The 17057-nt window shown below is 41.8% G+C and carries 17 protein-coding genes; 9 read left to right on the top strand and 8 right to left on the bottom strand.

Annotated features, from left to right (window positions below; translation table 11 throughout):
- Nucleotides 1–42: 42 nt before the first annotated feature.
- The 3 genes from SD960_RS02530 (at nucleotide 43) to SD960_RS02520 (ending at nucleotide 2287) form a co-directional block, all read left to right on the top strand.
- Nucleotides 43–579: a TIGR00730 family Rossman fold protein gene (locus tag SD960_RS02530; protein ID WP_318800670.1), complete on the top strand. Its 537-nt coding sequence runs from the start codon at nucleotides 43–45 to the stop codon at nucleotides 577–579.
- A gap of 147 nt (nucleotides 580–726) precedes the next feature.
- Complete coding sequence (locus SD960_RS02525; RefSeq protein ID WP_121321671.1) at nucleotides 727–1401, top strand: FMN-dependent NADH-azoreductase; 675 nt, start codon at nucleotides 727–729, stop codon at nucleotides 1399–1401.
- Nucleotides 1385–2287 carry a DMT family transporter gene (locus tag SD960_RS02520; protein ID WP_318800667.1) on the top strand — a complete coding sequence of 301 codons (903 nt, stop codon included), beginning with the start codon at nucleotides 1385–1387 and terminating at the stop codon, nucleotides 2285–2287. Before SD960_RS02525 ends, SD960_RS02520 begins: the two co-directional genes overlap by 17 nt.
- 14 nt (nucleotides 2288–2301) lie before the next feature.
- Here SD960_RS02520 and SD960_RS02515 read toward each other — a convergent pair whose 3' ends face one another.
- Nucleotides 2302–3144: an AraC family transcriptional regulator gene (locus tag SD960_RS02515; protein WP_318800666.1), complete on the bottom strand. Its 843-nt coding sequence runs from the start codon at nucleotides 3142–3144 to the stop codon at nucleotides 2302–2304.
- A gap of 90 nt (nucleotides 3145–3234) precedes the next feature.
- On the opposite strand from SD960_RS02515, the gene SD960_RS02510 reads away from it, so the two are divergent.
- Nucleotides 3235–4233, top strand: a complete 999-nt coding sequence (locus tag SD960_RS02510; protein WP_318800664.1) for a hypothetical protein — start codon at nucleotides 3235–3237, stop codon at nucleotides 4231–4233.
- Nucleotides 4234–4273: 40 nt separating this feature from the next.
- Here the strand turns inward: SD960_RS02510 and SD960_RS02505 are convergent, their stop codons facing one another.
- A complete protein-coding gene (locus tag SD960_RS02505) occupies nucleotides 4274–4561 on the bottom strand; it encodes a hypothetical protein (protein ID WP_318800662.1) in 288 nt (95 codons plus the stop codon).
- A gap of 279 nt (nucleotides 4562–4840) precedes the next feature.
- Here SD960_RS02505 and SD960_RS23670 point away from each other — a divergent pair, with 279 nt between their 5' ends.
- Nucleotides 4841–4963 (top strand): winged helix-turn-helix transcriptional regulator, encoded by a 123-nt coding sequence (locus tag SD960_RS23670; protein ID WP_413230372.1) that lies wholly within the window; start codon nucleotides 4841–4843, stop codon nucleotides 4961–4963.
- Nucleotides 4964–5086: 123 nt separating this feature from the next.
- Here the strand turns inward: SD960_RS23670 and SD960_RS02500 are convergent, their stop codons facing one another.
- Complete coding sequence (locus SD960_RS02500) at nucleotides 5087–7078, bottom strand: ATP-binding protein (protein WP_318800660.1); 1992 nt, start codon at nucleotides 7076–7078, stop codon at nucleotides 5087–5089.
- Between the two features lie 343 nt (nucleotides 7079–7421).
- On the opposite strand from SD960_RS02500, the gene SD960_RS02495 reads away from it, so the two are divergent.
- The 4 genes from SD960_RS02495 to SD960_RS02480 all read left to right on the top strand — a co-directional run bounded on the left by SD960_RS02495 (nucleotide 7422) and on the right by SD960_RS02480 (nucleotide 9857).
- Nucleotides 7422–7847 carry a response regulator gene (locus SD960_RS02495; protein WP_318800659.1) on the top strand — a complete coding sequence of 142 codons (426 nt, stop codon included), beginning with the start codon at nucleotides 7422–7424 and terminating at the stop codon, nucleotides 7845–7847.
- A gap of 37 nt (nucleotides 7848–7884) precedes the next feature.
- Nucleotides 7885–9321: an exodeoxyribonuclease VII large subunit gene (xseA, locus tag SD960_RS02490; protein ID WP_318800658.1), complete on the top strand. Its 1437-nt coding sequence runs from the start codon at nucleotides 7885–7887 to the stop codon at nucleotides 9319–9321.
- A complete protein-coding gene (xseB, locus tag SD960_RS02485; protein ID WP_230038336.1) occupies nucleotides 9299–9505 on the top strand; it encodes an exodeoxyribonuclease VII small subunit in 207 nt (68 codons plus the stop codon). The genes xseA and xseB overlap by 23 nt, the downstream gene beginning before the upstream one ends.
- A gap of 103 nt (nucleotides 9506–9608) precedes the next feature.
- On the top strand, nucleotides 9609–9857 hold the full coding sequence (locus tag SD960_RS02480) for a hypothetical protein (protein ID WP_318800655.1): 249 nt from the start codon (nucleotides 9609–9611) through the stop codon (nucleotides 9855–9857).
- Between the two features lie 204 nt (nucleotides 9858–10061).
- Here the strand turns inward: SD960_RS02480 and SD960_RS02475 are convergent, their stop codons facing one another.
- From SD960_RS02475 to SD960_RS02455, 5 genes are all read right to left on the bottom strand, one after another.
- Entirely contained in the window at nucleotides 10062–12437 is a 2376-nt protein-coding gene (locus SD960_RS02475) for an ATP-dependent helicase (protein ID WP_318800653.1), read from the bottom strand.
- A gap of 149 nt (nucleotides 12438–12586) precedes the next feature.
- Nucleotides 12587–12814, bottom strand: coding sequence for a hypothetical protein (locus tag SD960_RS02470; protein WP_318800652.1), 228 nt, complete (start codon nucleotides 12812–12814; stop codon nucleotides 12587–12589).
- A gap of 195 nt (nucleotides 12815–13009) precedes the next feature.
- A complete protein-coding gene (locus SD960_RS02465) occupies nucleotides 13010–13189 on the bottom strand; it encodes a DUF3606 domain-containing protein (protein ID WP_242661170.1) in 180 nt (59 codons plus the stop codon).
- 130 nt (nucleotides 13190–13319) lie between these two features.
- Nucleotides 13320–13934 (bottom strand): alpha-ketoglutarate-dependent dioxygenase AlkB family protein, encoded by a 615-nt coding sequence (locus SD960_RS02460; RefSeq protein WP_318800651.1) that lies wholly within the window; start codon nucleotides 13932–13934, stop codon nucleotides 13320–13322.
- Nucleotides 13935–13997: 63 nt separating this feature from the next.
- Nucleotides 13998–17054: a DNA polymerase III subunit alpha gene (locus SD960_RS02455; RefSeq protein WP_318800650.1), complete on the bottom strand. Its 3057-nt coding sequence runs from the start codon at nucleotides 17052–17054 to the stop codon at nucleotides 13998–14000.
- Nucleotides 17055–17057: the final 3 nt, after the last annotated feature.

The raw sequence follows: 17057 nt of genomic DNA, 5'->3' as shown, positions 1-17057 counted from the left end.
AACACCATAAGCTTTTATTTTACAGTACATAAAATAGAAATTATGAAAAGTATAGCCGTTTTCTGTGGTTCCAGTTTTGGTACCGAACCAATTTTTAGGGAAACCGCCTATAATTTAGGCGCATTATTAAGCCAAAAGGGTTTTAGTTTGGTTTACGGTGGATCAGCTACAGGTTTAATGGGCGTTTTAGCTGATGGAGTCTTAGAAAATCAGGGTGAAGTTATTGGGGTCTTACCAAGATTTCTTCAGAAAAAAGAAGTTGCACATACCAGATTAACCCAACTTATTTTGGTTGATGATATGCACCAGCGAAAAGCAAAAATGAATGAGCTTGCAGATGGTTTTATTGTACTGCCCGGAGGACTCGGTACTTTTGAAGAACTCTTCGAAATGCTTACCTGGTCACAACTTGGGCTTCACCAAAAACAAATTGTATTGCTGAATATCGGTGGTTATTATGATCCATTGTTGTCACTGCTTCAAAATCTTGAACATTTCGGATTTCTCAAATCAGGAAATCAGTCCGCATTTTTAGTTTGTGATTCGGTGTTGGCTTGTCTCAATGTATTTGAGAAATAATTAGAGATCTTAAACCGGATTGTGATTTAGTATTAATTCTGATGTTAATTGCCTTTTTCGAACGAAGCTGGATCCTTTTATTTGTTGGATGTGGTATCCTATTAAAACAGGAATGCCGGCTAATTTTGCTTAAAAATAATATTCGTCATGAAAAAAATACTGGTAATTAATGCAAGTGCAAGAAGTTCCGAATCTAAAAGCCGTGAGCTTACAGAAGTTTTTGTAAAGCAATGGAAAACGATTAATGGTGAAGCAGACATTAGTTTTCGTGATTTGACAATTTCTGAGGTTCCTTACATTACAGAAAGTTGGATCGAAGCAGCAGCAAAGAAAAAAGAGGAAAGGAGCGAGGCCGACAACAATGCACTTAAAGTTAGTGATGTTTATATCAAAGAATTGAAAGATGCCGATATTATTGTTCTTGGTTCACCAATGTATAACTGGTCGGTACCAGGTATTCTAAAAGCATATATAGATCAGATCGTGCGGGTTAATGAAACGTGGAAATTCAATCATGACCATCCAACAAATCCTTATAAAGGTTTACTGGAGCATAAAACATTATTTCTTCTATTAGCCCGAGGAGGAACAGGATATGGAAAAGGGGAGCCCAACGAGCATATGAATTTCCAAAATACTTATCTCGAGCTAGTCTTCCAGTTAATTGGTATTCAAAACATACATACTGTTGCAATTGATGGTGTTTCTGTCGATCCGGAAAAATTATATCAAAGGATTGAAAACGCATATCAGAGCATTAAAAATTTAATTGCAAATAAAGTTTATAAAAATATAAAGACAAATTATGAAAGCCAACAGTAAGCTATTTAAAGGAAGCCAGTCAATTATTTTAGCTGCCTGCTGTTATGGAATGCTGGGAACCTTTGTAAAGCTGGCCTATAAAGACGGTTATAATACTGCTGAAGTAACTATTTCTCAGTTTTTTCTGGGATTTATAGTGCTGTTTATATTTACTATTATTTCCCGTAAGTCAGTGGCTGCTGTAAAAGCACCTCAAGAAAATCTAAAGAGTTGCGTTAAACTCATTGTCGCCGGCACTTCATTGGGATTTACAAGCATCTTTTATTATATGGCAGTAAAGTATATACCCGTCAGTATTTGTATAGTTCTTTTAGTTCAGGCTGTTTGGATGAGCCTTGTTGTAGAGATGTTACAAAAACAAAAACAACCGGAATTTTCTAAGATAGCTACTGTTGTAATAATAATTTTTGGAACCCTAATTGCAACGGATGTTTGGCATCAGTACAATCAAATTAATTGGACAGGCGTTGCTTGGGGCCTTCTGGCAGCATTGTCTTACACAGCCACAATTTATTCATCAAACAACATCGAATTGGGTTTTCCGCCGATTAAAAGAAGTTTTTTAATGGTAAGCGGAGGCTTTATTACAGTTTTACTGGTATTCTGTTCTTCTTTATTACAAGGTTTTTCTTTTAGTATTCTCTTAAATTGGGGTATTCTAGTCGCACTTTTCGGGACTATTCTTCCACCTTTATTATTTGCTAAAGGAATGCCTTTAACGGGAATGGGATTGGGAGCAATTTTTACATCCCTGGAAATTCCGGTCGCGATCTTATTTGCCCATTTATTACTAAATGAATATGTTTCCGTTGGTCAATGGCTGGGAGTACTTCTTATAATAATTGCGGTAATTTTGAAAAACATTCAGATAAAAAATCATAACTAAATATTTGATTAAGTTTAAATCTTCTGTGGGGTTTTTCTAAATAACGATGGAGTAATACCTTTGTGTTTTTTAAAGATTTTATTCAGATGACTTTCGTCATTAAAACCAAGTTCACTGGCGATTTCACCCACTCGCAAATCACTATACATCAATCGGTTCTCTACAAGCTTTATTCTATATTTTGAGATGTAATCCTGCAGTGTTTCGTTGGCTTGTTTTTTAAAATACCGTCCCAGATAGGTTTCTGAAATTCCAAATTTCGCACTCATTACAGCTACACTTAGTTTTTCAGGTTCATAGATGTTGGACTGAATGTATTGCAACATTGTATGTGATTTTGCATCGGATTGTTTAGTAATATTTTCAGGCAAATATTCTGAAATATTTCGGGCAATAATTACAATTAAAGTATTAATCAATAACTGAATAAGTTCTGTATTATAAAGTGTCGGATTATGATGTTCATGCCGAATTGCATCAATAATCGGATGAACAAGATTTTTGTCTGTTATTCTTTTTAGAATACAGCCAGGCTGGTGATTGGCGTGTTGTAATATATATTCCAGCTTATATAGATTATTCGATGTAAACGGCCCGTTTTTGATGTAAATATCAGTAAAACGTAAAATGAAAACGGAAGTATGGGTTTCAATTTTTAAATCGTGAATATCATCAGGCGTTATCAAAAATAAATGACCAGGCTGATACGATAACCTATTTTCATTTATAGTCTGAATTCCGGTTCCTGATACTATATATAGTAGTTCAAAGAAATTATTGCCCACTTCTGTTGCCAGTGAATCATCAATTTCCTTAAAAACAACTTCGTACGGAAGATACAGATTATTTTTTGCCATCGCACCATATTACTAAATTAGTGTATAATATTACTATTATAAATTTATAAAATCAGTATAATTTTGCTCAAAGTTAATTTAAATATTTTAATGATGGACAAAATTATTCAAAAAAATCACGAGCAAAGTTTTCAGAAACAGAAGGTTACATTACCACTAGCACCGGTATCATTTTTTGCAATGACCTTAGGATTAGCCGAAACAGGAAACGCATGGAGAAACGCAGCGGCTCTATGGAATTTGCCTGCTTATTTTGGTGAAGTTCTGGAAGGATTGGCAATACTTTCTTTTTTATGGTGGTTAACGCTTTATTGTAATAAATGGATTCAGCACAGAAAAGCGGCACTGCTGGAATTCAATGATCCTGTTCAATCCTCTTTTATAGCGCTGATCCCGGAGTCGGTTATTTTAATGGCATTGGCACTTCATCCTTACAGTCAAAATAGTGCTATCTCGTTATTTTGGATTGGCTCAATTTTCAATCTTATTTATGGTGCCTTTCGACTTTCAAAATTGTGGACACAAGAACGTCAAAGCGAGCAAACAACACCATCATTATTCTTAACCTTTACAGCTAGTATACTGGTAAATGCTCTTGCAGCGGGATTATTGGGTTATACTAATTATGGATTTATGCTCTTGGGTATTGGCAGTATTTCCTGGTTGATAATGGATTCTGTAATTACACAGCAGTTAACCGTAGGCGGACTTGGAGTCAAAACAAGAAATTTTATGGGAATTTACATGGCGCCAGCCGTTGTTTTATTTGTAGCCTATCAGGTTTTGGCCGGTACAAATGCAAGCATACCTGTTACTTATGCACTTATGGGATATGCTTTGTTTATTTTTGTTTCCATAATTTTAGCACTAAAGTGGTTGAGAGAACAAGCTTTTGCTCCTGGTTATTGGGCATATACTTTTGGAATAGCCACTTTATCGCAAGGGTTATCCCTATTTGCTTTAAAAGCAAATGATTCAGTTGTTACTGGGCTTGCCTTAGTTATTTTCTGCTTTACAAATATTTTAGTTTTAGGTGTTACAATTGGTTCGGTTAAGCTTGCTTTAAAGGGCAAGTATATTCCAAAATAAGTAAAAAGGTTGAATTTTGCATTGAGGATTTACCAAGCTATTAATTGCACAAGACCGTACTGTTTATTGCCATCATCCCCTTAATGGTGATGAAGCTTTTATCGGTACCTGAATTTAAAAAGATATGACCCTTATCATTTAAAACAATTAAGGCATCGAGCACTGTTGCCTCGAATTCCCTGCCAGAACATAAAGCACCGCCAGAGACTTTTTGAGAATTAATGACCGGAGCAAGAAAACTGGTCATTTCTTCCAAACTGCATCCTGAGCTGTATTTCCCGGCAAGGAGCTGCAAAACTTGTATATGAAATAGTGGTAATGTTTCCATAAATATAGCTTTTACCTAATTTACGAAAAAACGATTAATTTGGATTGTTTTATGTACTTAAAATCAGCATTAAAATGAAATCTAAATCTAGTTTTAATTTCTCGTTATCCAAAACGCGATTAGATTAGAGGGGTTGATGATGCTATTTTTTAGGAGCTTTTCCCGCTATACGTTGCAATCTTTTGCGCCGAACACCGGCACAAAAGGATTTCCACTGCTATCGGGGCTATGGGCAGCGGCCCAATTTTTGCCTTTGGAGAAATGTAAATTTTAATCCAATTGTATTGGTGGAAGTGGAAAACGGTTATTGTGTATCATTTAGAAGACAAAGATAAGCGCTATAGCGAACTTAGACGACCAGTTATCACAGCCACTCTGAAATACATACTATGTAATTTTTGAACTTATAATTTTTTGGGCAGGGTACTTCCGCTAGAAATTCCATCTTTTGAACGAAGACCTCCGCAGAAGGATTTTACTGTCGGGCTGAAAAACGCCGGCAAGGCCAATTGTGATTATCATTAGTTAAATATTCTGGGGCAGGTAAACGTTAAATACGGCTCCATTTTCGTTGCTTTGACCGGCATCGATCTCCCCATTATGGTTTTGGACAATTTTCTTGCACATGGCAAGGCCGATTCCCGTGCCCGCAAATTCACTTTTACGGTGCAGTTTTTGAAATATATTGAAAATCTTCTCTGTATCTGCAGGTTTCATGCCGATGCCATTATCACTGAATTGAATTTTATAATAAGCCACCCCTTCCTTTAGATGTACCGAGCGGATCTCCTCGGGCGAGGTAATACTGCAGTGAATATCAATTTTGGGCTGCACATCAGGGCGTATAAATTTTAAAGCGTTGCCTATCAGATTGAAAAACAGCTGGGACATCTGCAGGGGAATGCCTTTGATGACCGGCAGCTCGTTCCATGTCACTTGGGCTCCCGTACGCTCCATTACCACATCATAATCTTCCAGCGCATTACGGGCCGTGTCCTCAAGGTTGACTTCAACGAAAGTGGCATCCTCTTTCGGCAGGGCCGAGTAGGCGAGCACATCGCGGATCAGTTTGCCCATACGGCTGGTGGCGTCTTTTATTTTATTGATGTATCCCTGTGATTTTTCGTCAAGCTGTTCTGTGATTTTACCTTCGAGCAGCTGCACAAAGGTGCTGATTTTGCGAAGCGGTTCCTGCAGGTCATGTGAGGCTATGTAGGCAAACTGCTCGAGTTCCCCGTTGGAATGTATGAGCTGCACGTTGGTGTTTTCCAATTCTTCATTGGTAGCCCTTAATTCCTCTATAACAGCGGCGATCTCTTCGGTACGCTCCTGCAATTGGTTTTCCAGTTCCACCTGCAGTTCCATCTGGATGGTAATATCCTGGGCTGTGCCGTTCATACGTACAGGTTTCCCCTCGGGATCAAAAACAGTTTTACCCTGGGCATGCAATATTCTTTTTTTCTCTGTAGTGGGATGGATTATGGTATAGGTCTCATCATACAAACCTCCCGATTCAGGATTCAGTCCCCATGCCACGGCATTGGCGACCCTTTGCTGGTCTTCTTCCAAAAGGATCGGTATAACTTCATTATAATCCTGGGCGGCAGGGTCATACCCAAACCATTCGATCAGGCGGTCCGAGTAGGTCAGTCCGTTTGATGCCACATCAATGCTCCAGGTACCAAGCTGGGCGAGTTCAACGGCGCCTCTCATGTTTTGTTCGGCCTCTTGCAGTTTGTTGCGCGCCACTACCTCTTCTGTTACGTCAATAGCCGTACAGATAACACCATAGATATTGCCTTTTGCATCGTATAATGGTTTATAAGTGTAGTCATAGTAGCCGTAATATGGCGAGCCATTCTTAATAAACATAATGCGGGATGCCGTTTGGGTATGAATTTCACCAGTCTTCAAAACGTGCTGGTAGGCACCGAACAAATGCGTCTCTTTCATCTCGGGTACAGCTTCCATGATGGGTTTTCCGATAATGGAATCGCCCTTGCCGAATATTTCAAGCATTTTTTCATTGGCCTGGTGCAGAACCATATCAGGCCCGGTGTATACCAATTTCGCTACGGGAGAATTATAAAAAACAGTACGCGCAAATTTTTCGCTCTCTTCCACTTTTTGCCTTTGGATCACCTGCAGGGTATTGTCAGTGACCCAGACGGCCACTTTTTTCACCTCTCCTGCAGTATCTTTTAGCGGGGCATAAACCAGAGTTATATAAACGGTTTCTTCCTTACCACCCCTGATCACCTTACGTTCGGCTTCGCTATTAGAGTAAGGGCTTCCCTTTAAAATAACACCCGCGAGTGCGCTTTCATAATGTGGGCGTGCTTCAGGGAAAGTATCCCAGTAAAAATTTCCAAGGATCGCTTCGCGTGGTTTTCCGGCCACGGCTATGAAACTGTCATTTACAATTTCCGCTTTAAGGGTCTGGGCATCCAAAACACAGATGCCCACCGGCGCATTCATGACTAGTAAATAGAGTTCCTGTTGGTTATCGATATTCATATAATAAGGCGTAGAAGATTTGAAAGTTCTTTTATATTCAATGAGAAAATTTATTTATATCCCATTACACCAAGTTAATCAATTACGAGGAATTTAAAAAATGTTATTTCTCTGCCTATATAATTGGTCGTCTAACATTATTGCCAGGTGCGGCAATGTCCAAGCCATTACGCTTTTCCACAGCGTTTCCTTAATTTTGTATAATAGTGGGTTTTTCTGGGATAATTGCCAGAAAGCGCTGCTCTCACCAATGAGTTGAAATATTAGTTTTCGATACATTTTATGAATCCACTAACAATTAATTTTTTTATTATCTTGCATTCAAAGATTAATAATAAAGAATATGAACAAGAGAGGGCCTATAGTAATTATAGAAGACGACATCGATGACCAGGAATTTTTAGGTCAGGCATTTGATAAACTTCAATATCCAAATGAAATAATTTTTTTCGCAGATGGCGAACAGGCCCTCCAATATCTTACAGAAACAAGCATTGAGCCCTTTATAATTTTCTCTGATATAAATATGCCAAAATTAAATGGAATCGAACTTCGGTCTAAAGTTCATGAAAATGAAGACCTAAGGATGAAATCTATTCCGTTTCTGTTTTTTTCGACAGCTGCAGAACAGCAGCATGTAGTGGAAGCGTACTCAAAATCGGTTCAGGGATTTTTTATAAAACCGTTTGATTTCAATCAAATGGTGGTAATGATCAAAAATATTGTAGAATATTGGCAAAGTTGCGTTTCACCAAATTACGTAAAATAACTATAGTGGTTTAGCCATACACATGAAATCCCGATCAATGGAACCCCAGCAGTATATCAGGCTCTCAGTACTTAATGACATGATCCACGATACGATTAGTTCGCGTTTTGAAGGGCAGCGTTTCTGGGTACTGGCCGATATCACCAATCATTCCTATAAGGCAGATAAAAAGATCCATTATTTTGAGCTGGTGGAGAAGGCGCAGAACGGCAATACGATCACAGCCAAAATGCTTGGCAAGTCGTGGGGCGGGGGAGCCGGTCGTATTGAGGAGTTTGAAAAGAACACAGGACAGGCCTTTACCAATAACCTGCATGTTCTGGTTCAGGTGAGCGTGGATTATCATCCCTTATACGGTTTGTCTGTGAGCGTGCTGGATATCGACAGTAATTTTATGCTGGGCATACTCGAGCAGCAGCGCAATGCTACCCTGGAGCGTCTGGTGAAAGAAAATGATTATATCCAGAAAGTGGGGGATGGTTATTTGACGTTTAACAACCGGCTTAAACTTCCGGCAGTAATTCAGAGAGTGGCTGTAATCTCGTCGAGCAGCTCGGCAGGGAATGAGGATTTCCGCCACACCATGCTGCATAATGATTTTGGGTATGTTTTCCAGATTGATGATTATTATACCGTTGTACAGGGAGATAACAATGCAAAACTGTTCTTGAATAAACTCATCGAGATTTATAATACCGGAATTCCATATGATGCCGTTGTGATTAACAGGGGCGGCGGGTCCCAGTCTGATTTTTTGATCTTTGACAACTACAATATCGGAAGGGCAGTGGCTAAGTTTCCCATTCCGGTGATAACCGGGATCGGACACCAGAAAAATGTCAGTATAGCGGACCTGATGGCCCATACCCATACCAAGACACCCACCAAGGCCGCTGAGTTTATCATTGCCCATAACCGAAGTTTTGAGCTTGGGATACTCGCGCTCCAGCAAAATATTGTCATCAAATCACAGCAGGTTTTTCACGCCCATTACAAAGAATTAAATGAGCTTAAAAACGCCATTTCCCGTAATGCAAGGGAACTTATACAGCTGCACGGGGAGGAGCTGACTCGAACCAATCATCAGATTACAAGCAGTTCAAGGGAAGTTTTGTACACACACCAAAAGAATCTAATCCTTGCTGCACAGCAGCTGGCGCAGAGTCCGAGAATGCTTTTTCAGCAACAGAAAAATGATTTTTGGAATATAAAAAATAGCATACAAAATGCGGCGAGTGATTATCTTCGCCATGAGAAGCTCACTTTGGAATACCACCAGAAAAGCATCCGGATGATGTCCCCGCAGAATATCCTTCGCAAAGGGTACGCAATTGTGAAGGTTCACGATAAAATTATCAGCAGCGCTGAGAATATAGAGGCTGGCCACGAGATAGAATTGATACTGAAAGATGCTAAACTTAAAAGCATTGTTAAAGAAAAAATACAATATAATGGAAGAGAAACTGACCTATGAGGCGGCAAAGTCCGAGTTGACAGCCATTTCAAAAGAAATAGAAAGCGAAGAAATATCAGTTGACGTGTTGGCTGCAAAAGTCAAAAGGGCCTCGGAGCTTATTGAGTTCTGCCAGGCCAAGCTTAAAAACACAGAAGAGGAAGTGAATAAAATCATCGGCAGGATGGAGAATCCTGAAAACTAATGAATGACAGTATCGATTTATTTTATAGAATACCGAATTAGAATTCAGTAAATAATTTTATTTTTGATGCCGAACAGCACGAGTATTATTTAAAATAATTGCAATGGAAAAGGGGATGAAACTGAAGGTTCGAAAAGAGCTGGACGGCAGGCAGCAGTCGAACATTATCAAATTAAAAGGAAGCCTGATCTCAAAGGGCTACACCGAGATCATACATATTTTGGATCAGGATGAGGAGTTTCATATCAATTCTTTTGATATTGAGAGTGGGACTGACAGTGAAGTACGTGAATTTATTACAGCATTTATTGCAAGGGAACAGCTTGAGGACAGCATATCTATTTTCAAGTAGTTATTCAGGGGCTATTTAATAGTGGTTTTCAGGAGCTTTTCCCGCTATTCGTTGCAATCTTTTGTGTCCGCCGCGGCGGACACAAAAGGATTTTCACTTCTATCAGGGCTAGGGCTCCTGAGGAGCCCGTTTTGTCAGTATACCAATAACCGGCGCAGCTGGCCAGAGCTTTAAAGGAACAAGTTATCGATAGAAAATTTACTTTTAGAACTTCCACCATTTTTTATCCTTATTCCTAGAAGTATCAGTGTCGTTTTCAGTGAATTCTTTAGATGGAACTGCCTTTTCATCTTCAGACAGCGTCTCAGAAAAAGGATCTGGCCAAGCATTGTCATTTTTGTCAAAGGGATTTTCCTGGGACTTCAAATGAGATTTTAAGTCAATGGCAGAATCTGCATCACTATTTGCATTTGATCCTGAAATGGTATTATCACTTATTTTTTGCAGGAAGCGGAAATTAAAGTCTATTGGTTTTTCTTTGCTAATTTCAAAAAAGTCGATTGTATACTGGTTTTTATCCGGGTTGACTGCCTTGATTCTCCCTTTTTTAAATACCTCATGCAGGACCAAATCCCCGACCGCAAAAAGTTCTTTGTTTTCTGCACCCAAATTTCTAACCGGTACTTGAGAGGCCTGAAGGATTTCCGGGCTAAGCTTTCCTTTACGGATGTAAAATTCCTCGCTGATTTCAAAGAGAAAACGCGATGGATATTTTTGGAGCCCCGTGGTAAAATTATACCCTTCGGAGTCGGTGATGTAAAATCTTTTCTCGGCGCGGGTTACCGCCACATAGGTAAGCCTTCTTTCTTCTTCAATCGCGCGGCTTCTTCTCTCTTTGATCGAGAGTGCGCTTGGAAGGACACCTTCTGTAAAACCGCAAAGGAAAACATAGGGGAATTCGAGTCCTTTTGAAATGTGGATGGTCATTAGTTTTACCTTATCCTGATTTTCATTATGGGTATCCAAATCGGTGAACAGCGCAATTTCCTGCAGGTACTCTTCCACGTTGATGGGCTCTTTATTTTCCTTTTCAAGCAGGAGCATGGAACTCACAAGTTCCTTGATGTTTTCCAGTCGGTCCTCATCACCGTCTTTTCGGTACAACGCGGCCAGTCCGCTTCTCTCGAGTATCTCTTTGACCAAATCCGATATGGATTTTGTTTTGGCAAGCTCTTGTAGATTGTCTATCAAATCCAGAAATTCAGCCGCTCCTTTTTTAGCCAATTCCTTATCGGTGCTATTTTGTTCAAGTGCTCGAAGAAGCGAAAGGTTTTGCTCTCGTCCCAGATAACTCAGGCGTTCTATAAACTTCTTGCCAAGGCCGCGGGAGGGATGGTTGAACATACGAAGGAACGATATATTATCGCCCGTTACAATAAGGCGTAAAAGGGACAGGACATCCTTTATTTCCTTTCTTTCAAAGAATTTGACACCGCCAAAAATGGTGTAGGGAATATTCTCCTTGATCAGGGATTGTTCGATGTTCTTGGAAATATGATTGGCACGATATAGTATGGTGATATCGGAATACTTTGCCTTTTCGGTTTTAAGGATCTCCTTGATTTCCGAGGCTACCCAAAGTGATTCCTCAAAATCATTTTTGCCGTGAAAATGGACCACTTCAACTCCTTCGGGCCTCTCGGTAATCATATCCTTGTCGACCCTTATTTTGTTGTTCTTGATAATATGGTTTCCAACTTTCAGGATGTTGGGCGTAGAGCGGTAATTCTGGTTCATGATGATCGTCTCGCAGTTTGGAAACATCTTGTCAAAATCCACCAGGTACTCGGGTTTGGCACCACGCCATTCGTAAATGGTCTGGTCCGGATCGCCCACTACAAATAAATTCTGATGGATGCGCGAGAGCATCTCCACAAGCTCAAACTGACTGTCCGAGCTGTCCTGCGCCTCATCAACCTGTATGTAATGCATGTTTTGCTGCCATTTTACAAGTACCTCATTATAAGTATTCAGTATATAAACGGTGAAATGTATCAGGTCGTCAAAGTCCAGGGCATAGTTCCGCTTCTGTTTATCCAGATATTTATGGAAGACCCTCAGCGATAAGTTCTCGGTCTTTTCGTCCTCAAAACTTTTATTGGCCAGAATGTAGCTTAAATAATCCGAGGTACCTTTTGATTTGGAAATGAACTGCAGGACCTGTTTGAAAGTCAGGTTTTTGGAGTTGATGTCCAGTTCATTAAACACTTCGCGCAAAATGGTCTTTTGATCTTCCGCATCGAGTATAATAAAATTTTTGGGATACTGTATCTTGTTGATTTCCTCGCGGAGAAAACGCACGCAAAAACCGTGATAGGTAGTGATAAGGCTCACATCATAGATATCTCCAATGAGCATTTTTACCCTTTTTTTCATTTCCTGTGCTGCCTTGTTGGTAAAGGTCACGCAAAGGATATTGGAGGAATTGATCCCGAGCCTGTCCACGATATAGGCAAACCTTGAGGTCAGCGCTTTTGTTTTTCCTGATCCGGCCCCGGCAATCACGCGCACAAACCCTTCGGTAGTTTTTACCGCCTGAAGCTGTTTTTGGTTTAGGTTCTCTAGAATCGGATCGGTCATTGTATTTTTTATGTTTGGGCAAATATTGTTTTTGAAATGTATCAGGCGCATTTGCACCTTGGGATAAAATCAAAAATCCTGAAAAGAATTTACCATAAAAATACTAAATTCTTTTCAGGATCCACGAGTGTCATTATGATCCTACACTGTTAAATATCCGACAGCTTGGAAGGATCTGTGGCCTCGGCAATGCTTTTCCCCTCAGGATTGTTTTTTTTGTCTGCATCATCCAGGTCATCCTCCTCGTAGTCATTCAGGCGGCCGGCTTCTCCTGTTCCCGCACCGGGTTGTATGTTTCCCGAACCGCTGTAGGCGCTGTTTGCATTCTGATTTGTGTTTTCCTGATCGTTTTCGGATTTGTTTTTATTCGTTTCCATGATTTTCAGCTTTTTAGTTTTTTTCTCCATGATTCTCCAATAGTTCGCGGGCCTGTTTAAGACCGGTGGCTATGGCAGCTCCTTCTTCCATGCCGTCCTGAAGCAGGGCATTGGCGATCTCGACAGCCTTTTCCCTTACCTCGGAGGGCTGGTTTTTATAAGATGGGGGATAATCCCCGTTGTAACACGGCATGATTAGTTGTTTTCTGCCAGATAATCCCTGACGTCATCCACTCTGGTACCTGCGGCTCTCACGGCACTTTTTAATGTTTCTGTCGGCACATTGAACTTTTCAGACCAGTACTGTACCTCGTATGATTCGTTAATGTTAATCTGCGAATCATCTGCTTTTCCTGTTTTTGATTTATCATCCATGATTTTAAATTTAATAGTTTATTTAAAGTTACCATAACAGTGCAGGGATCCTGTTACAGGAAAAACGCTGATTTTTATAGGATTGCAATGATACATGGAGATAATTCATTTGAAAATGGATCAGTTTCTTTTATCTCACCTGACGAAAAGTAAGGTTGATCCTTGGCAGCACTTCCCGGGCTGTTTTGGGCACCTGATGTTCCCAATAGGTGTTGGTATGTCCGGCCATCAGCAGAAAAGTGCCGTGATGCAGCGGGATTTCAATCTGGGGGATGTGCTTTAGGGTTTTATGGCGCAGACGGAAAAGGCGTGTTTCGCCAAAGGTAACCGAGGCGATGTTCATGTCCTTGTTGGTGCTGGTGGTTTTGTCGCTGTGCCAGCCAACACCGTCAGTGCCGTCCCTGTAGAGGTTCAGCAGCACGGCATTGAATGCAATACCGGTATGCTGCTCCACACGTTCCCTGATCTGAAGCAGTGCTGTAGGCCAGTCGGGATTCGACTTTCTTTCGGGTCTTCTGGTCTCCCCATACCAGGAAATCATTCTTGGGGCGGTGACCACTTTGTCGTACATGGGCATTTCATATTCCCTCCACTGTGTGGTATGGTATAAAAAGTTATAGTAATAGTCGGACTCTTCCTTGCTGAAAAAATTATCGATCAGCATCAGGTCCGCATCAGGGACGTCAAAGGTTCTTTGTCCGCCTTTACCTGATGAAAAAATTTCGGTGTCATCAAATAGCATCATTTTCATAAGTTTTAAATTGTACATCTTTTTCAACCATGACCCGACAATCAAATAAAAGCATTCTTAATTGCTCATCTTAAGCCTTGGCAGGTTGATTTCATGTTCCTGCGGGTAGGGCTGGCGGTCGGTCATGCTGACGTCCTCACGCAGTTGTTCGTGCGCCTTGAACTGCCGCTCATCAGAGTTCGAATACCTTGGATCGGCAACAAAAGGCATCTTGGACATTTTGGTTACCGTAATGGTAGGGAAGTGGTAATCCACCTCCACATGGCCCAAAAGCAGGTAACAGCCACCGCCCTGAAAGGGATATTCCTTGAGGCTTCCCGTGAAATGGGCCGTATCAAACAGCTCGCCTTCCGCGTCAATCCAGGTACCGAAAAACATGGCGCCCATCTTGGTGGGAACATGTTTGCGTGAGATCAGGTAGGCCAGCATGCGGACTGTTTTTTTATGATGTTTGAGCAGATCCCTTGCCATTACATCACCACGGAATTTGGTCTGCAAAAGATCAAAAGGCGAGCAGGAAACAGGAAAGCTCAAAAGCTCTATCTCGTCAAAGGCATCCTCAAATTCAGAACGCGCCAGCTCAGGAAGTACAAATTCCCTGACGGGCTCCTGAAGGAGCAAAAGTCCGCGGTTCTCGGGCTTGAAATTGACAAGGATCAGTCGGGCGATGACCAGCAGCTGATTTTTTGTTTTTCCCGTAAACCGGAAAGCGCCTATAAAAATCAAAATCTGCAGGGTCTCAATGCCGATAGGGATGCGGTTGATAAAATCTTCGAGCGTGAGGTACGGGCCATTTTTTTCGCGCTCGGACTGGATCAGCCGGGCGGTCTGTTCATCAAGGCTTTTCAGGTGCATAAATCCCAGATATACATCGGTTCCGTAGAGCGTGGTTTCCAGCTCGCTTTTGTTCACGCATGGATTGTGAATCTCAGCCCCTGACATCCTTGCCTCATGCACGTATACCTCCGTCCGGTAAAATCCGCCCTGGTTGTTGATGACCGCTACCATAAATTCTATTGGGTAGTGCACTTTCAGGTAAAGGCTCTGGTAGCTCTCTACAGCGTACGATGCTGAGTGGGCCTTGCAGAACGAGTATCCGGCAAAGGATTCGATCTGGCGGTAGATTTCCTCGCTGAGTTTCTCGGGATGTCCCTGCGCGGTACAGGAAGCAAAGAAATTATCCTTTACCTTTTGGAGCGCTTCCTTGGAGCGCCCTTTGCCTGACATGGCACGGCGCAGGATATCCCCATCCGCTGCGGGCAGCCCGCCGTAGTGAAGGGCGATTTTAATTACATCCTCCTGATAGACCATAATCCCGTACGTTTCGCCAAGCTGCTCCTGGAACACAGGATGGAAATATTCGAACTGATCGGGATGGTTATGGCGAAAAATATACTCTTTCATCATGCCGCTTTGGGCAACACCCGGGCGTATAATGGAGGAGGCTGCTACCAGGGTTTTATAATTGTTGCATTTCAGGCGGCGCAATAATCCCCTCATGGCCGGGCTTTCAATGTAAAAGCAGCCTATGGTGCGTCCAATACCCAGAAATTCATTGCAGCTGGTCTCGTTTTTTGAAATGGAGGTATCGCGTATATTAAGGCGGATACCGCGGTTTTTCTCAATAAGCTTTACGCTGTCGTCAATATGGCCAATACCCCTTTGGCTCAGGATATCGAATTTTTCAAGGCCGATGTCCTCGGCTATATGCATGTCAAAAAGCGCAATGGGAAAACCCTTAGGGGGCATTTCCAGGGGCGTGTAATTGGTTATGGGGCCCTCGGAGATCAGGATCCCACAGGAATGCATGCTTCGCTGGTTGGGATATTTCTCCAGCAGCATGCCGTACTGCTGTACCTCGCGCACCACCTTGTTTGTAGGGTGCAGCTCCATGGGGTTTTTGGTAAGGATATCGAGCTCTTCCTTGGGAAGCCCGAAAACTTTACCCACTTCACGAAATATGGATTTATACTTGAATTCTACATTGGTGCCGCAAAAAGCCACATGATCATAGCCATAACGCGAGAAAATGTATTCCAGGATCGTGTCTCGCTCCTTCCAGGACCAGTCAATATCAAAATCCGGCGGGCTTTTGCGGTTCAGGTTCAAAAACCGCTCAAAATACAGGTCCAGTTCGAGCGGACAGATATCGGTAATGCCCAGGCAGTAGGCAATGATGCTGTTGGCCCCGCTGCCGCGTCCTATGTGCAGGAACCCCTGTGAATTGCTGAACCTGATGATGTCCCATGTAATGAGAAAGTAACCGCTGAACTCGAGCTGGTCAATTACCTTGAGTTCCTTGAACATGCGGGATTTGGCCTGGGCGTTATTTGTGCCATAGCGCCACTCCAGTCCTTTTTTGGCCAGTGTGGTGAGAAGATTCATATCGTCCTTTCTGTTATTGGTATAAAACTTCTTGTTTTTTGGCGTTTTGAAATCAAATTCAAAATGACACTCGCTGATGATTTTTTCCGTGTTGGCTATAATCCCCGGATAATTTGAGTAGCAGCACTGGATCCTTTTAACATCCACCATCACCTCTGAACTGCGGCAGTAATCTGAAGGGGAGAGTTTCGATAAAATAACATTCAGGTCAATGGCTCGAAGCACCTTGTGCAGCTGATATTCCTTTGTGGTACGAAAGGTCACCGGCTGGAGTACGACCATTTTGTCCTGCCTGTTTTTCCAATCAGAAAGCACCAGTTTTGGAAGCTCTTCGGGACGAATGCCGATGTATTCATTTTCTCTTAACAGATCCGGCGCGTTCTCCAAAGGATAAATGACAAAAACATCCTCAAGATCAGGAGCACAGAGGGGCAGGGGTGTTTTTTCAAAATTATGACCGGTCAGAAAACGGTTCATCTCGGCAAGACCCGATGCATTTTTAGCAAGGCCGATGTAGCGCAGCTTATTTTCGGACCGAAATTCCATTCCCACAATGGGTTTGATTCCAACGCTCTGGCATCCTTTTATAAAATCATAGATCCCGGTCACCGTATTAATGTCAGTGAGGGCCATGGCCTTTACGCCACAGGCGGCAGCATGGCTGATCAATTCCGGTAGTGGAATTGTGCCGTAGCGCAGGGAATGGAAGGAATGACAGTTGAGATACATGGG

Source organism: Flavobacterium sp. MMLR14_040 (genome assembly GCF_033657265.1).
In the GTDB taxonomy this organism is placed as follows: domain Bacteria; phylum Bacteroidota; class Bacteroidia; order Flavobacteriales; family Flavobacteriaceae; genus Flavobacterium.
The sequence above is the reverse complement of the archived record's forward strand: the minus strand, read 5'-3'. Positions and strand labels throughout refer to the sequence as shown.

Coding starts and splice junctions, on each gene's coding strand:
- SD960_RS02530 (WP_318800670.1), top strand. CDS start 43: ATGAAAAGTATAGCCGTTTTCTGTGGTTCCAGTTTTGGTACCGAACCA.
- SD960_RS02525 (WP_121321671.1), top strand. CDS start 727: ATGAAAAAAATACTGGTAATTAATGCAAGTGCAAGAAGTTCCGAATCT.
- SD960_RS02520 (WP_318800667.1), top strand. CDS start 1,385: ATGAAAGCCAACAGTAAGCTATTTAAAGGAAGCCAGTCAATTATTTTA.
- SD960_RS02515 (WP_318800666.1), bottom strand. CDS start 3,144: ATGGCAAAAAATAATCTGTATCTTCCGTACGAAGTTGTTTTTAAGGAA.
- SD960_RS02510 (WP_318800664.1), top strand. CDS start 3,235: ATGATGGACAAAATTATTCAAAAAAATCACGAGCAAAGTTTTCAGAAA.
- SD960_RS02505 (WP_318800662.1), bottom strand. CDS start 4,561: ATGGAAACATTACCACTATTTCATATACAAGTTTTGCAGCTCCTTGCC.
- SD960_RS02500 (WP_318800660.1), bottom strand. CDS start 7,078: ATGAATATCGATAACCAACAGGAACTCTATTTACTAGTCATGAATGCG.
- SD960_RS02495 (WP_318800659.1), top strand. CDS start 7,422: ATGAACAAGAGAGGGCCTATAGTAATTATAGAAGACGACATCGATGAC.
- xseA (WP_318800658.1), top strand. CDS start 7,885: ATGGAACCCCAGCAGTATATCAGGCTCTCAGTACTTAATGACATGATC.
- xseB (WP_230038336.1), top strand. CDS start 9,299: ATGGAAGAGAAACTGACCTATGAGGCGGCAAAGTCCGAGTTGACAGCC.
- SD960_RS02480 (WP_318800655.1), top strand. CDS start 9,609: ATGGAAAAGGGGATGAAACTGAAGGTTCGAAAAGAGCTGGACGGCAGG.
- SD960_RS02475 (WP_318800653.1), bottom strand. CDS start 12,437: ATGACCGATCCGATTCTAGAGAACCTAAACCAAAAACAGCTTCAGGCG.
- SD960_RS02470 (WP_318800652.1), bottom strand. CDS start 12,814: ATGGAAACGAATAAAAACAAATCCGAAAACGATCAGGAAAACACAAAT.
- SD960_RS02465 (WP_242661170.1), bottom strand. CDS start 13,189: ATGGATGATAAATCAAAAACAGGAAAAGCAGATGATTCGCAGATTAAC.
- SD960_RS02460 (WP_318800651.1), bottom strand. CDS start 13,934: ATGATGCTATTTGATGACACCGAAATTTTTTCATCAGGTAAAGGCGGA.
- SD960_RS02455 (WP_318800650.1), bottom strand. CDS start 17,054: ATGTATCTCAACTGTCATTCCTTCCATTCCCTGCGCTACGGCACAATT.